General features: G+C 59.9%; 9 protein-coding genes, 2 tRNA genes, 3 rRNA genes and 1 other RNA gene. 4 read left to right on the top strand and 11 right to left on the bottom strand.

Going from position 1 to position 14,353, the window contains the following annotated elements; all coding sequences use genetic code 11:
• Window positions 1–7 precede the first annotated feature (7 nt).
• Together mraZ and rnpB are read right to left on the bottom strand one after the other, a co-directional pair.
• On the bottom strand, window positions 8–436 hold the full coding sequence (gene mraZ, locus BPET_RS03475) for a division/cell wall cluster transcriptional repressor MraZ (protein ID WP_041863469.1): 429 nt from the start codon (window positions 434–436) through the stop codon (window positions 8–10).
• 270 nt (window positions 437–706) lie between these two features.
• Window positions 707–1,121: RNase P RNA component class A (rnpB, locus tag BPET_RS25625), an RNA gene on the bottom strand.
• Between the two features lie 81 nt (window positions 1,122–1,202).
• On the opposite strand from rnpB, the gene BPET_RS03470 reads away from it, so the two are divergent.
• The gene (locus BPET_RS03470) at window positions 1,203–3,023 is read left to right on the top strand and encodes an ATP-binding cassette domain-containing protein (RefSeq protein WP_041862676.1); all 1,821 of its coding nucleotides are present in this window, start codon (window positions 1,203–1,205) and stop codon (window positions 3,021–3,023) included.
• Window positions 3,024–3,071: 48 nt separating this feature from the next.
• Here the strand turns inward: BPET_RS03470 and pyrC are convergent, their stop codons facing one another.
• On the bottom strand, window positions 3,072–4,133 hold the full coding sequence (gene pyrC / locus BPET_RS03465; RefSeq protein WP_012247703.1) for a dihydroorotase: 1,062 nt from the start codon (window positions 4,131–4,133) through the stop codon (window positions 3,072–3,074).
• A gap of 20 nt (window positions 4,134–4,153) precedes the next feature.
• Window positions 4,154–5,347 (bottom strand): M20 aminoacylase family protein, encoded by a 1,194-nt coding sequence (locus tag BPET_RS03460; RefSeq protein ID WP_012247702.1) that lies wholly within the window; start codon window positions 5,345–5,347, stop codon window positions 4,154–4,156.
• A 145-nt stretch (window positions 5,348–5,492) separates the two neighbouring features.
• Between BPET_RS03460 and BPET_RS03455 the strand changes: the two genes are divergently transcribed.
• Complete coding sequence (locus BPET_RS03455) at window positions 5,493–5,771, top strand: SWIB/MDM2 domain-containing protein (RefSeq protein ID WP_006217453.1); 279 nt, start codon at window positions 5,493–5,495, stop codon at window positions 5,769–5,771.
• A 216-nt stretch (window positions 5,772–5,987) separates the two neighbouring features.
• On the opposite strand, the gene BPET_RS03450 is transcribed toward BPET_RS03455, so the two are convergent.
• The 6 genes from BPET_RS03450 to BPET_RS03425 all read right to left on the bottom strand — a co-directional run bounded on the left by BPET_RS03450 (window position 5,988) and on the right by BPET_RS03425 (window position 11,871).
• Window positions 5,988–6,323, bottom strand: a complete 336-nt coding sequence (locus tag BPET_RS03450) for a DUF4870 family protein (RefSeq protein ID WP_050978313.1) — start codon at window positions 6,321–6,323, stop codon at window positions 5,988–5,990.
• Between the two features lie 212 nt (window positions 6,324–6,535).
• A 5S ribosomal RNA gene (gene rrf / locus BPET_RS03445) occupies window positions 6,536–6,649 on the bottom strand.
• A gap of 165 nt (window positions 6,650–6,814) precedes the next feature.
• Window positions 6,815–9,697, bottom strand: a 23S ribosomal RNA gene (locus BPET_RS03440).
• 291 nt (window positions 9,698–9,988) lie between these two features.
• A tRNA-Ala gene (locus tag BPET_RS03435) sits at window positions 9,989–10,064 on the bottom strand.
• Between the two features lie 59 nt (window positions 10,065–10,123).
• Window positions 10,124–10,200: transfer RNA gene (locus tag BPET_RS03430), tRNA-Ile, on the bottom strand.
• A gap of 140 nt (window positions 10,201–10,340) precedes the next feature.
• Window positions 10,341–11,871, bottom strand: a 16S ribosomal RNA gene (locus BPET_RS03425).
• The 16S, 23S and 5S rRNA genes sit together here with 2 tRNA genes alongside, the layout of an rRNA operon.
• A gap of 64 nt (window positions 11,872–11,935) precedes the next feature.
• On the opposite strand from BPET_RS03425, the gene BPET_RS26475 reads away from it, so the two are divergent.
• Window positions 11,936–12,160: a hypothetical protein gene (locus tag BPET_RS26475; RefSeq protein ID WP_151208934.1), complete on the top strand. Its 225-nt coding sequence runs from the start codon at window positions 11,936–11,938 to the stop codon at window positions 12,158–12,160.
• Between the two features lie 427 nt (window positions 12,161–12,587).
• Here BPET_RS26475 and BPET_RS03420 read toward each other — a convergent pair whose 3' ends face one another.
• On the bottom strand, window positions 12,588–13,064 hold the full coding sequence (locus tag BPET_RS03420; protein WP_012247700.1) for an Lrp/AsnC family transcriptional regulator: 477 nt from the start codon (window positions 13,062–13,064) through the stop codon (window positions 12,588–12,590).
• Between the two features lie 156 nt (window positions 13,065–13,220).
• Between BPET_RS03420 and hppD the strand changes: the two genes are divergently transcribed.
• Window positions 13,221–14,333: a 4-hydroxyphenylpyruvate dioxygenase gene (gene hppD, locus BPET_RS03415; protein ID WP_012247699.1), complete on the top strand. Its 1,113-nt coding sequence runs from the start codon at window positions 13,221–13,223 to the stop codon at window positions 14,331–14,333.
• Window positions 14,334–14,353: the final 20 nt, after the last annotated feature.

Here is a 14,353-nt window from a genome sequence, read left to right as displayed (position 1 = left end):
CTCGGTTTCAGAACGAAAACTGGTTCAACACGTCCGGCATCCCCTGAGCCAGGTCTTCCGCCTCGCGGCGGGCCAGGGAAGCGGCATCCCAGAGCTCGAAGTGCGCGCCCATACCGAGCAGCATCACGTCGCGCGTCATACCGGAAGCGTTGCGCAGTTCAGGCGCGATGAGCACCCGGCCAGATCCGTCGAGTTCGACGTCCTGGGCGTTGCCCAGCAGCAACCGCTGGAGCGCGCGGGCAGACATGGGGAAGGCGGCGATCTGCTCGCGCTTCTTTTCCCACTCTTGCCGCGGATACACCAGCAGGCAGCCGTCAGGGTGGCGGGTCAGGGTCAGCCGGCCTTCGGCCTGCGCGATCAGCGCGTCACGATGCCGGGTCGGAATCGAGATCCGTCCCTTGGCATCGAGCGTCAGCGCGCTGCTTCCCTGAAACACCACATTCACCCCACTTAATTGCACAATTTCCTACTTTTTCCCACTCTACGGTAATGGGCAAACGGGGTCAAGCGCACGGTTGCAATTTTTTCAATCACAACAAGGACTTAGAGCACTTCCGCGATTTTGGAAAATAAAAACCCCCTGATAAATCAGGGGGTTGCGGTAACAATTAAAAGTCCTTCTTCAGAAGTGGCCCGCGCGGGGCGCCTTTTCATTGTTTACGTTCGGTCTTGTCGTGGCAAGACCGGCCATAAGGCCCGGATTCAGTTGCAAGACAGGCCTGTAGGCCGGATTCTGTACGCCGGGCGAACCCGGCGGGCAATCATTCCTCTGCGCGGGCCATTGCTGGACCGCTGTAGCCACCTACCCGCATGCTCGGGCGGGCCGCCCTTCGGGCCCAGGGGCCCACACATGCCTATTTGGTGTTGCTCCGGATAGAGGTTGCCGCGTTTCACCCTGCGATGCCGCCGCCCGTTGCCGGACCGCGCGGCACGGAGATGGCCGTGCCGGTGCGCGACTGGCGCGCCCGCCCCGCAGACTCGTCTCTGTGGCCCTGTTCCTCGGTCGTGCCTGCAGGCAAGCCTGCCGGCACGGCCGGACGGCCGTTAGCCGCTACCCTGCCCTGTGGAGTCCGGACCTTCCTCGACGGATTTGCATCCACCGCGATTGCCCGGCCTGTCTTGCGCTGTCATTTTAGTACAGCGGCCATCGGTGCGCTTCCTGCGACAATATGGGTTGCACCGCAATAGGCAGTCTCTCATTCATGGCTTCGGCAACCCTCATTACCCTTACCGGCGTGCAACTGGCCTACGGCCACCACGCGCTGCTCGATCACGCTGACTTCACCATCCAGGCCGGCGAACGCATCGGCCTCATCGGCCGCAATGGCGCCGGCAAGTCGTCGCTGCTGCGCCTGCTCGACGGCCGGGCCCAGCCCGACGACGGCGACCTGGCGCGCCTGTCCGGCCTGCGCGTGGCCACGGTCGAGCAAGAGCCCCTGCTCGACGACGCCTTGACCGTATTCGACGTGGTGCATGCCATTGGCGACGACCACGAAGACTGGCAACGGCCGGCGCGCGTGCGGGCGGCCCTCGAGCGCCTCGGGCTGCCGGCCGATGCGCCCGTCGCCGGCTTGTCCGGCGGCATGCGCAAGCGGGTGGCGCTGGCGCGCGCGCTGGTCGACGAACCCGATCTGCTGCTGCTCGACGAGCCTACCAACCACCTGGACTTCGACGGCATCGCCTGGCTGGAAGAACTGCTGCGCAACTGGAAGGGCGCCGCGGTCATCATCACCCACGATCGCCGCTTTCTCGACGCCGTCGCCACGCGCATTGTCGAACTCGACCGTGGCCGCCTGCTCAGTTTTCCTGGCAACTTCTCGCAATGGCAAGAACGCAAGGCGCAGTGGCTGGAATCCGAACGCCTTGAACAAGAGCGCTTCGACAAACTGCTGGCCCAGGAAGAAGTCTGGATTCGCAAAGGCATCGAGGCGCGCCGCACGCGCAACGAAGGCCGGGTGCGGCGGCTGGAGCGGCTGCGCGTCGAACGCGCCGAGCGCCGCGAGCGCATGGGCAACGTCAGCCTGGCCCTGGCCGAAGGCCAGCGGTCGGGCAAGCTGGTGGCCGAACTGAAAAACGTCGACAAGGCCTTCGGCGACAAGATCGTGGTGCGCGACTACAGCACCACGATACTGCGCGGCGACCGCATCGGCATCGTGGGTCCCAACGGCGCGGGCAAGACCACGCTGCTCAAGCTCATCCTGGGCGAACTGGCGCCCGACAACGGCTCGACGCGCCTGGGCACCAATGTCGCCGTGGCCTACTTCGACCAGATGCGCGCGCAGCTCGATGAAGACGCCACGCTGGCCGATGTCATCAGCCCGGGCAGCGAATGGGTCGAGATCGGCGGCGCGCGCAAGCACGTCATGAGCTACCTGGGCGACTTCCTGTTTTCGCCGGCACGCGCTGGCTCGCCGGTGCGCAGCCTGTCCGGCGGCGAGCGCGCGCGGCTCTTGCTGGCGCGGTTGTTCGCGCGCCCGGCCAACGTGCTGGTGCTCGACGAGCCCACCAACGACCTGGACATCGAAACGCTCGAACTACTCGAAGAACTGCTGCAGGAATACGCCGGCACCGTGCTGCTGGTCAGCCACGACCGCGCCTTCTTGAACAACGTGGTCACCCAGACGATCGCCAGCGAGGGCGAGGGCCGCTGGCGCGACTACGTGGGCGGCTACGACGAATGGGTCGCGCAGCGCCCTGCTCCGGCCGCAACCGCGGCCAAGCCCGCACGCGCGGCGGATGCCGGAACCGAAGCCGCGGTTGCGCCGGCGCCTCGCGCGCGCCCGGCCCGGGTGGCCCGGCTCAGCGCGTGGGAATTGCGCGAACTTGAAGAACTGCCGGATGCCATCGCCGGCATCGAAGCCCGCCAAGCCGCGCTGTCGGCCCAACTGGCCGATGGCAGCCTGTATCGCGACGCGCCGGCCGAAGTCGAGCGCATCAACAAAGAACTGGCCGCGCTGGATACCGAACTGGAAGAAAAATTCGCGCGCTGGGAACTGCTGGAAAGCCGGCGGGCCGATACCTGAGCCGCGGGCGCGGCCGTTGGCCCGCGCCTGCGCTCTTGCCCGCGCTGGCTACGCCATGCGCCACTCCAGCGACTCGCCTGCCGCCAGCGGCACCAGCGATGTGTCGCCGAACGGAACTTCTTCGGGAATGACGAACGGCTCGCGCCGCAGCGTCAGGGTGTCGGTGTTGCGCGGCAGGCCGTAGAAGTCGGGGCCATGGAAACTGGCGAAGCCTTCCAGCCGGTCCAGCCGCCCCGCCCGCTCGAACGCCGTGGCGTACAGCTCCATGGCGTGCAAGGCGGTATAGCAGCCGGCGCAGCCGCAGGCATGCTCTTTCAGGCCGCGCGCATGCGGCGCGCTGTCGGTGCCCAGGAAAAACCGCGGGTTGCCGCTGGTCGCGGCCTCTACCAGCGCCTGGCGATGCACTTCCCGCTTCAGAATCGGCAGGCAGTACCAGTGCGGCCGCACGCCGCCCGTGAAAATGGCGTTGCGGTTATATAGCATGTGCTGCGGCGTAATCGTCGCGCCGATCGGGCCGTCGGCATCGCGCACATATTCCGCGCCGTCTTTGGTCGTGATGTGCTCGAACACCACCTTCAGGCCAGGATACGCCTTGCGCAACGGCTGCATGACGCGTTCGATGAACACCGCCTCGCGGTCGAATACGTCGATCCCGGGATCGGTGACTTCGCCATGCACCAGCAGCGGCATGCCGCAGCGCTCCAGGGCCTGCAGGGCCTTGCCGCATTTGCCCAGCAGATCGGTCACGCCAGCGTCCGAGTTGGTAGTGGCGCCAGCCGGGTACAGCTTCACCGCATGCACCTGGCCCGACTCATGCGCGCGAACGATTTCTTCGGCCGGCGTGTTGTCAGTCAGGTAGAGCGTCATCAGGGGCGTGAACGCCGGAAGGTCGTCGCGCTGGGCCAAGGCGGCCTCGATGCGTTGCCGGTAGGCCAGAGCCTGCCCGGTGGTGGTCACCGGCGGACGCAGATTGGGCATGATGATCGCGCGCGCGAACTGGCGCGCGCTGTCGCCCGCCACAGCCTGCAGCGCCGCGCCGTCGCGCAGGTGCAAGTGCCAGTCGTCGGGACGGGTAATGGTGAGTTGCGTGGGATTCTGGGCAGAAGACATGAACAGGGAACAGTGGCGGTTTACTCGGCCAGGGGCATGCCGCGCTCGGCCAGCGCGCAGAACATGGCGCTACCCAGCGGAATCACGGCGTCATTGAAGTCGAAGCGCGAATTATGCAACACGCAACCGGATTCGGCGCCGCCCTGCCCAAGTCGAAAATAGGCGCCGGGCCGGGCTTGCAGCATGAACGAAAAATCTTCCGAGCCCATCGACGGCACCAGGTCGCGCACCACATTTTCTTTGCCCACCAGGTCAGTGGCGATGTCGGCCACCAGGTTGGCGTGCTGCGGCGTGTTCAGCGTGGCCGGGTAAATGCGCTGGTACTCGATCTCGGCGGTGGCGCCGAAACCGGCCGCCACCGCGCCGACCAGTTCACGCATGCGCGTCTCGACCATCTCCTGCACCGACTTGCGGAACGTGCGCACCGTGCCGACCATCTTGGCCTCGCGCGGAATCACGCTCATCGCGCCAGGGTGGCCGGCCTGCAGCGAACCGATCGACAGCACTGCCGAATCCAGCGGGTTCACGTTGCGCGACACGATGGTCTGCAGCGCCGTGATCACGTGTCCGGCGATCGTCACCGGGTCGATGGTCTGGTACGGATGGGCGCCATGGCCGCCGCGGCCAGTAATGGTGATCTCGAAACGGTCGGCAGCCGCCATCATGGGGCCCGGGTTGATGCCCACCGTGCCCGGTTTCAGGCCAGGCCAATTGTGCAGGGCATAGATGGCGTCGCACGGAAAAGTGTCGAACAAGCCATCTTCCATCATGGCCTTGGCGCCGCCGCGCCCTTCTTCGGCGGGCTGGAAGATCAGCACGGCCGTGCCATCGAAATTGCGGGTTTGCGCCAGGTAGCGCGCCGCGCCTATCAGGATGGCAGTGTGGCCGTCATGCCCACAACCGTGCATCAGGCCCGACTTGCTGGACTTGTACCCGAAGTCGTTGTCTTCGGTCATGGGCAGGGCGTCCATGTCGGCGCGCAGCCCGATCATGCGGCCGCTATCGTTGCCGCGCCCGCGAATTACCCCGACCACGCCGGTTTTCCCGATGCCGCGATGCACCTCCAGGCCCAGCGCCTCGAGCGCGCCCGCCACGATGCCAGAGGTGCGCACCTCTTCGAAGCCCAGTTCAGGATGAGCGTGAAGATCGCGGCGCAAGGCCGTTAATTCGTCATGGAATAGCCGGATAGACTCCAGCGCAGATCTTGCGTACATGTGCGGTTACACACCTTGATCGGGGGTGTTGAAGTCCCCATTTTAGTTGCTACAGAGCATAAATGGCTTTGTCTTTGCTGGGGAGACACGTTATGCTCCGCCCGCAGGACAATTTTTCCAACAGCCAGAGAAGGAGCGCCGTATTATGGCTACAACCTCCAAACCCGCGACCGCACGCAAGCCGAATGCCGCATTCATGAAACCCCTGACCCCCAGCGCCGAGCTGGCCGCCGTCATCGGTTCCGAAGCCGTGCCGCGCACCGAGGTCACCAAAAAGATCTGGGAATACATCAAAAAGCACAACCTGCAAGACGCCAGCAACAAGCGCAACATCAATGCCGACGCCAAGCTGCGTCCGATCTTCGGCAAAGATCAAGTCACCATGTTCGAACTGACCAAGCTGGTCAACGCCCACCTGAAGTAAAGCAGGCAAAGGGCGTACCCCGTACGTCCCTGCTTCCGGCGCCGCGCATGCGTGCCAGCGCGGGCTGCGCAGGGCCATCCAGGCCCGCTCCTTTCCGTAGAACGCGTTACCGCGCGGGCCCCGCCCGGCCCGACAAGTTGTTCCCCCAGAGCAGCTACCCCAAACGAAAAAAGGCTGACCACACTGGTCAGCCTTTTTGCATGGCGGGTGTCCGGCTCAAGCGTAGGGCGTGGGCGCGGTGCCCTCCAGCAGGGCCAGCCAGCCTTTGATAAGGCGATACAGCACCCACACGACCGTGGCCGCCAGGCCGATCCAGCCGATGAAAATCAGCGTGGCGATGGCACTGATGGCCAGCCACAGCAAGGCCCACCAGAAAGTGCGCAGCAGCCAGTCGAAGTGGGCAGCGTACATGGTGCCGGCGGTATCGGCGCGCTTGACGTACATGAGCACCACGGCCGCCAGGGTGGCAATGCCCAGGAAGCCGCCGGTAAGGAAGCCCAGGGCGTACAGGCCATAGGCCACGTGGGTCAGCGTGCGCAAATCGGGCGACATGCTGGATTGGGGAATCTGGGGATCGCTCACGATAACCGCTCCATCGAATAGATTTAGCCAATCTTACCGCACAAAGGCACCTGAACGCGGCCTGTCGGCCACCCCTTAAACAGGTTGTGGCGATGTCGCGACGCTGCCGTTCGTCAAGCGAAACTGGTAGCCACAAAGACAAAACCCCAGCACGAAGGGTGCTGGGGTTTTGGGGGATAAGAGCCTGACGATGACCTACTTTCACAGACGGGAAGTCCACTATCATCGGCGCGAAGGCGTTTCACTGTCCTGTTCGGGATGGGAAGGAGTGGGTCCACCTTGCTATGGTCGTCAAGCGTAGCTGGTTGGGGCGTTGCGGTCAGGCGCAACGCCACCGAATTGGGAAGAAGCACAGCGACCTGGGCAAGGTTGAAGTTGCGCAGGGGTTGTGAAGAAAGTTGTTGGAACGGCACTTGTATCGCTACGCGCTCATACCAGGTCTACAAAACCCGCAGAGTTATAGGATCAAGCCGCACGGGCAATTAGTATCGGTTAGCTCAACGCATTACTGCGCTTCCACACCCGACCTATCAACGTTCTGGTCTCGAACGACCCTTCAGGGGGGTCTAGCCCCCGGGATACCTAATCTTCAGACGAGTTTCCCGCTTAGATGCCTTCAGCGGTTATCTCTTCCGTACTTAGCTACCCGGCAATGCCATTGGCATGACAACCGGTACACCAGAGGTACGTCCACTCCGGTCCTCTCGTACTAGGAGCAGGCTCCGTCAAGTATCCAACGCCCACGGCAGATAGGGACCAAACTGTCTCACGACGTTTTAAACCCAGCTCACGTACCTCTTTAAATGGCGAACAGCCATACCCTTGGGACCGGCTACAGCCCCAGGATGAGATGAGCCGACATCGAGGTGCCAAACACCGCCGTCGATATGAACTCTTGGGCGGTATCAGCCTGTTATCCCCAGAGTACCTTTTATCCGTTGAGCGATGGCCCTTCCATTCAGAACCACCGGATCACTATGTCCTGCTTTCGCACCTGTTCGACTTGTCAGTCTCACAGTCAAGCACGCTTATGCCATTGCACTATCAGCACGATTTCCGACCGTACCTAGCGTACCTTCGAACTCCTCCGTTACGCTTTGGGAGGAGACCGCCCCAGTCAAACTGCCTACCATGCACTGTCCCCAATCCGGATAACGGACCAAGGTTAGAACCGCAAACAAACCAGGGTGGTATTTCAAGGTCGGCTCCACCGAATCTGGCGACTCGGTTTCTGCGCCTCCCACCTATCCTACACAGGCCGGTTCACAGTCCAATGCAAAGCTACAGTAAAGGTTCATGGGGTCTTTCCGTCTAGCCGCGGGTAGATTGCATCATCACAAACACTTCAACTTCGCTGAGTCTCAGGAGGAGACAGTGTGGCCATCGTTACGCCATTCGTGCAGGTCGGAACTTACCCGACAAGGAATTTCGCTACCTTAGGACCGTTATAGTTACGGCCGCCGTTTACCGGGGCTTCGATCAAGAGCTTGCACCCCATCACTTAACCTTCCGGCACCGGGCAGGCGTCACACCCTATACGTCGACTTTCGTCTTGGCAGAGTGCTGTGTTTTTAATAAACAGTCGCAGCCACCGATTCTCTGCGGCCCCTTCAAGCTCTGCGCGCAGGCGCATCACCCTACCGGGGCATACCTTCTCCCGAAGTTACGGTATCAATTTGCCGAGTTCCTTCTCCTGAGTTCTCTCAAGCGCCTTGGAATATTCATCCCGTCCACCTGTGTCGGTTTGCGGTACGGTCTCGTACAGCTGAAGCTTAGAGGCTTTTCTTGGAACCACTTCCAATCACTTCGCGAGACTTGCTCGCTCGTGCCACACCCTTGAATTTCGCGCCCGGATTTGCCTAAAGCGCCTTCTCCAATGCAGCAACAGGGACATCCAACACCCTGATGACCTTCCGCGATCCGTCCCCCCATCGCACTGTACGACGGTGCTGGAATATTAACCAGCTTCCCATCAGCTACGCATCTCTGCCTCGCCTTAGGGGCCGACTCACCCTGCGCCGATGAACGTTGCGCAGGAAACCTTGGACTTACGGCGAGGGGGCTTTTCACCCCCTTTATCGCTACTCATGTCAGCATTCGCACTTCTGATACCTCCAGCAGCCTTTACAAGCCACCTTCGCAGGCTTACAGAACGCTCTCCTACCGCGTGTACAAAGTACACACCCGCAGCTTCGGTTTATCGCTTGAGCCCCGTTACATCTTCCGCGCAGGACGACTCGATCAGTGAGCTATTACGCTTTCTTTAAAGGATGGCTGCTTCTAAGCCAACCTCCTGACTGTCTATGCCTTCCCACTTCGTTTCCCACTTAGCGATAATTCGGGACCTTAGCTGGCGGTCTGGGTTGTTTCCCTCTTGAGTCCGGACGTTAGCACCCGGTGCTCTGTCTCCCAAGCTGGACTTGCGGGTATTCGGAGTTTGCCATGGTTTGGTAAGTCGCCATGACCCCCTAGCCATAACAGTGCTCTACCCCCCGCAGTCATACTTGAGGCACTACCTAAATAGTTTTCGGAGAGAACCAGCTATTTCCAGATTTGTTTAGCCTTTCACCCCTATCCACAGCTCATCCCCTAGTTTTTCAACACTAGTGGGTTCGGTCCTCCAGCACGTGTTACCGTGCCTTCAACCTGGCCATGGGTAGATCATCTGGTTTCGGGTCTACACCCAGCGACTGATTCGCCCTATTCGGACTCGCTTTCGCTACGCCTTCCCTATTCGGTTAAGCTCGCCACTGAATGTAAGTCGCTGACCCATTATACAAAAGGTACGCCGTCACCCCATAAAGAGGCTCCGACTGTTTGTATGCATACGGTTTCAGGATCTATTTCACTCCCCTTCCGGGGTTCTTTTCGCCTTTCCCTCACGGTACTGGTTCACTATCGGTCGATCACGAGTATTTAGCCTTGGAGGATGGTCCCCCCATCTTCAGACAGGATTTCACGTGTCCCGCCCTACTTCTCTTACGCCTAGTTCCACCAGCCAGATTTCGTCTACAGGGCTATCACCTGCTACGGCCGGGCTTTCCATCCCGTTCGACTACCTGATTGGCTAAATCGTAAAGGCTACTCCGATTTCGCTCGCCACTACTTTCGGAATCTCGGTTGATGTCTTTTCCTCGAGCTACTGAGATGTTTCAGTTCACCCGGTTCGCCTCCACTGGCCTATGTATTCAGCCAGGGATACTGCTTGCGCAGTGGGTTTCCCCATTCGGACATCTGCGGATCAAAGCTTGTTTGCCAGCTCCCCGCAGCTTTTCGCAGGCTACCACGTCCTTCTTCGCCTGTGATCGCCAAGGCATCCACCATATGCACTTAGTCGCTTGATCCTATAACACTACCGTCTTATAGGACGCTGATATGTTTCGCGTTTGTGCCGTTCATAAGTTTCAAAGCAGCTCTGACAATACTGCCGCCAGACCTTGAGACTTGGAACTAAATCTATGCAATCACAACCCGTGCTCATTTTTCATCGGCTCGCGCCAATTACTACATGAACACACTTTCGTTGTGCTTCTTCCACTTTGTTAAAGAACTATGTATAGCCTTCCATCGGGTCCTAAAACCCAACGCCCAGCACTGACTCGCAGCACTCGCCGTTGGACTCTCGCAAACGTCGTTGGTGGAGGTGAACGGGATCGAACCGATGACATCCTGCTTGCAAAGCAGGCGCTCTCCCAGCTGAGCTACACCCCCATACCCGCCGCAATCACGACAGCAACCTTGCGGCCACCACCACCTCCTGCGCAGATACCTGGTGGGTCTGGTTGGATTCGAACCAACGACCCCCGCCTTATCAAGACGGTGCTCTAACCGACTGAGCTACAGACCCAAAACCCTCTTCGGATCAGCAGTCAGGATCGCAGCACGGCAGAGGATCTCTCCCGCACCCCACGCTCACAACCGATCCCTCGCTACACATTTCAACAACCGATAAGCGTGGACGCTTCAAGCCATGCCGCCTTCGCTCTTAAAGGAGGTGATCCAGCCGCACCTTCCGATACGGCTACCTTGTTACGACTTCACCCCAGTCATGAATCCTACCGTGGTAATCGCCCCCCTTGCGGTTAGGCTAACTACTTCTGGTAAAACCCACTCCCATGGTGTGACGGGCGGTGTGTACAAGACCCGGGAACGTATTCACCGCGACATGCTGATCCGCGATTACTAGCGATTCCGACTTCACGCAGTCGAGTTGCAGACTGCGATCCGGACTACGATCGGGTTTCTGGGATTGGCTCCCCCTTGCGGGTTGGCAGCCCTCTGTCCCGACCATTGTATGACGTGTGAAGCCCTACCCATAAGGGCCATGAGGACTTGACGTCATCCCCACCTTCCTCCGGTTTGTCACCGGCAGTCTCATTAGAGTGCCCTTTCGTAGCAACTAATGACAAGGGTTGCGCTCGTTGCGGGACTTAACCCAACATCTCACGACACGAGCTGACGACAGCCATGCAGCACCTGTGTTCCGGTTCTCTTGCGAGCACTGCCAAATCTCTTCGGCATTCCAGACATGTCAAGGGTAGGTAAGGTTTTTCGCGTTGCATCGAATTAATCCACATCATCCACCGCTTGTGCGGGTCCCCGTCAATTCCTTTGAGTTTTAATCTTGCGACCGTACTCCCCAGGCGGTCAACTTCACGCGTTAGCTGCGCTACCAAGGACCGAAGTCCCCAACAGCTAGTTGACATCGTTTAGGGCGTGGACTACCAGGGTATCTAATCCTGTTTGCTCCCCACGCTTTCGTGCATGAGCGTCAGTGTTATCCCAGGAGGCTGCCTTCGCCATCGGTGTTCCTCCGCATCTCTACGCATTTCACTGCTACACGCGGAATTCCACCTCCCTCTGACACACTCTAGCCCGGTAGTTAAAAATGCAGTTCCAAGGTTAAGCCCTGGGATTTCACATCTTTCTTTCCGAACCGCCTGCGCACGCTTTACGCCCAGTAATTCCGATTAACGCTTGCACCCTACGTATTACCGCGGCTGCTGGCACGTAGTTAGCCGGTGCTTATTCTGCAGGTACCGTCAGTTGCCCCAGGTATTAGCCAGAGCCGTTTCTTTCCTGCCAAAAGTGCTTTACAACCCGAAGGCCTTCATCGCACACGCGGGATGGCTGGATCAGGGTTGCCCCCATTGTCCAAAATTCCCCACTGCTGCCTCCCGTAGGAGTCTGGGCCGTGTCTCAGTCCCAGTGTGGCTGGTCGTCCTCTCAAACCAGCTACGGATCGTCGCCTTGGTAGGCCTTTACCCCACCAACTAGCTAATCCGATATCGGCCGCTCCAATAGTGCGAGGCCCGAAGGTCCCCCGCTTTCCCCCGTAGGGCGTATGCGGTATTAGCTACGCTTTCGCGTAGTTATCCCCCGCTACTGGGCACGTTCCGATACATTACTCACCCGTTCGCCACTCGCCGCCAGACCGAAGTCCGCGCTGCCGTTCGACTTGCATGTGTAAAGCATCCCGCTAGCGTTCAATCTGAGCCAGGATCAAACTCTTCAGTTCAATCTCTGTAGTTCGCGCACCACTGCCGAAGCAGCGGCACTTCGCTCAAAGAAAATGAGGTTCCTTGAATGATCCAACATCTCTGTTTGACATTCTTGGTACTTCACTTCTATGTGAGCGCCTGATTTCTCTTTGGCTCGCAGCCTTTCGAAAAAGACCGCGCGGCCGCATCACTCAAGCGCCCACACTTATCGGTTGTTTTGTTGTTAAAGAACGAGATACTGCGCTTGCCGATCGCTGCGGTGCAGTTCGATCAGCACAGAAACGAGATTATGAGGCCTTTTTTTGACCCTGTCAAATCAGCATCACTGCTTTGACCGACTCGCTCCTGCTTACTGCTCTTGCCAACTTCGCTTCGCCAAGCCCACAATTTGTAAGGGTTAACCCGAACAACATTGCTAACTGCGAAGCCCGAAATCTTAACACGATTTTTGCAGCTTGTGCAACAACCCCTGGGCTATCGCACCGCCGCCGTGTCTTTGACTGCGGCCCCGCTGCCTGGACAAAACCGCGTCTCGGCAGCGAAGGAGCGAGACTATAGCACACCTGCCGGGGCCGTGCCGCCAACTGCGACACTATTTTTTGAAACGCCGAAAATAAACGGGGACAGACCGTGGCCCTAGTCCGCCGCCCAGCTCCTCAGGCTGCCCCGCTACCCGCCTCTTGCTGCCCGCCTCTTACCGCCCACCTTATCTGCTTGCAGCCCGTACTTATAGTCATAGGCGCAACTCCGTGGTTTCTTTGATTTGCTGCAGGGCGAAGTAGGACTTCATGTCCACCACTGCCGGGTGGCGCATCAGCGTGTCCATGGCAAAGCTGGAGAAATGGGCAAGATCGGCCACCTGGACGCGCAACAGGTAGTCCATGTCGCCGGACATGGCGTAGCACTCGACCACTTCCGGCCAGCGCTGCACATCGCGGGCGAATTCACCCATGGGCGCGTGGCTGCCGCCCACATGCTTGTCCAAACGGATGGACACATAGGCCAGCAGGCCCAGCCCGACTTTTTCAGCGTCGACCAGGGCGACGTAGCGCTTGATATAGCCCCGCTCTTCAAGCCGGCGCACGCGCCGCAGGCAGGGACTGGGCGACAGCGAAACCCGGTCGGCCAGCTCCTGGTTGCTGAGGCGGCCGTCGCGCTGCAGTTCGGCCAGGATTCTGCGATCTGTCCGATCCAGGTCTAGTTCAGCCATTTTTGTTCCCAATCAATAAGTACTGAGCAATATTATTGTCCAACTTATGCTTTATCAGGGCAGGTTTGCAATCACCTGCTGGCCTAGGCTGCCTACAATCTCCGTCCTAGACTTGAATTTCCGAGTCACATGAAAGACGAGACAAGGAGCGCCCCCATGAGCACCACTTTCCAGACCTGGGACAACCCGATGGGAACCGCCGGGTTCGAATTCATCGAGTACGCGGCGCCGGACCCTGCCGCGTTGCGCAAGGTATTCGAGACGCTGGGCTTCAAGGCGATTGCCCGGCATCGCCATAAAGACGTGACGCTGTATCGCCAGGGCGGCGTGAACTTCCTGATCAATGCCGAGCCGGATTCGTTCGCGCAGCGCTTCGCGCGGCTGCATGGCCCGTCGATCTGTGCGATTGGCTTTCGCGTGCAGGATGCCGCCCGCGCCTACAAGCGCGCCCTGGAGCTGGGCGCCTGGGGCTTTGACTCGCATAGCGGCCCCATGGAGTTGAACATCCCGGCCATCAAGGGGATCGGCGATTCGCTGATTTACCTGGTAGACCGCTGGCGCGGCAAAAACGGCCACGGCGGCATTGGCGACATCAGCATCTACGACGTGGACTTCGAACCGCTGGACGTGCAAACCGCCGCAAGCGACCTGACCCACGCCGGCGCGGGCCTGACGCTGGTGGACCACCTGACCCACAATGTACACAAGGGCCGCATGGCGGAGTGGTCGGAGTTCTATGAGCGGCTGTTCAACTTTCGCGAGATTCGCTATTTCGACATTGAAGGCAAAGTGACCGGCGTGAAGTCGAAGGCGATGACTTCGCCTTGCGGCAATATCCGCATCCCGATCAACGAGGAAGGCACTGAAGAGAAAGGCCAGATTCAGGAATACCTGGATCTGTATCGCGGTGAAGGCATCCAGCACATCGCCCTGGCCACAGAAGACATCTACGCCACCGTAGAGGCCCTGCGCAGCAACGGAGTGACTTTTCTGGATACGCCAGACACGTACTACGAGCTGCTGGACCGCCGCCTGCCGAATCATGGCGAAGACGTGGCGCGCCTGCAGCGCAACCGCATCCTGCTCGATGGCGCGCCCGGCGGCGGGCTGCTGCTGCAGATTTTCACCGAGAACCAGATCGGCCCGATCTTTTTCGAGATTATCCAGCGCAAGGGCAATGACGGCTTCGGCGAAGGCAACTTCAAGGCGCTGTTCGAGTCCATCGAGCTGGACCAGATGCGGCGCGGAGTGGTCAAGGCCGTCGAATAAAGCAATGCCCGCCGTGCGCC

The sequence above is a fragment of the Bordetella petrii genome (genome assembly GCF_000067205.1).
In the GTDB taxonomy this organism is placed as follows: domain Bacteria; phylum Pseudomonadota; class Gammaproteobacteria; order Burkholderiales; family Burkholderiaceae_B; genus Bordetella_A; species Bordetella_A petrii.
The sequence above is the reverse complement of the archived record's forward strand: the minus strand, read 5'-3'. Positions and strand labels throughout refer to the sequence as shown.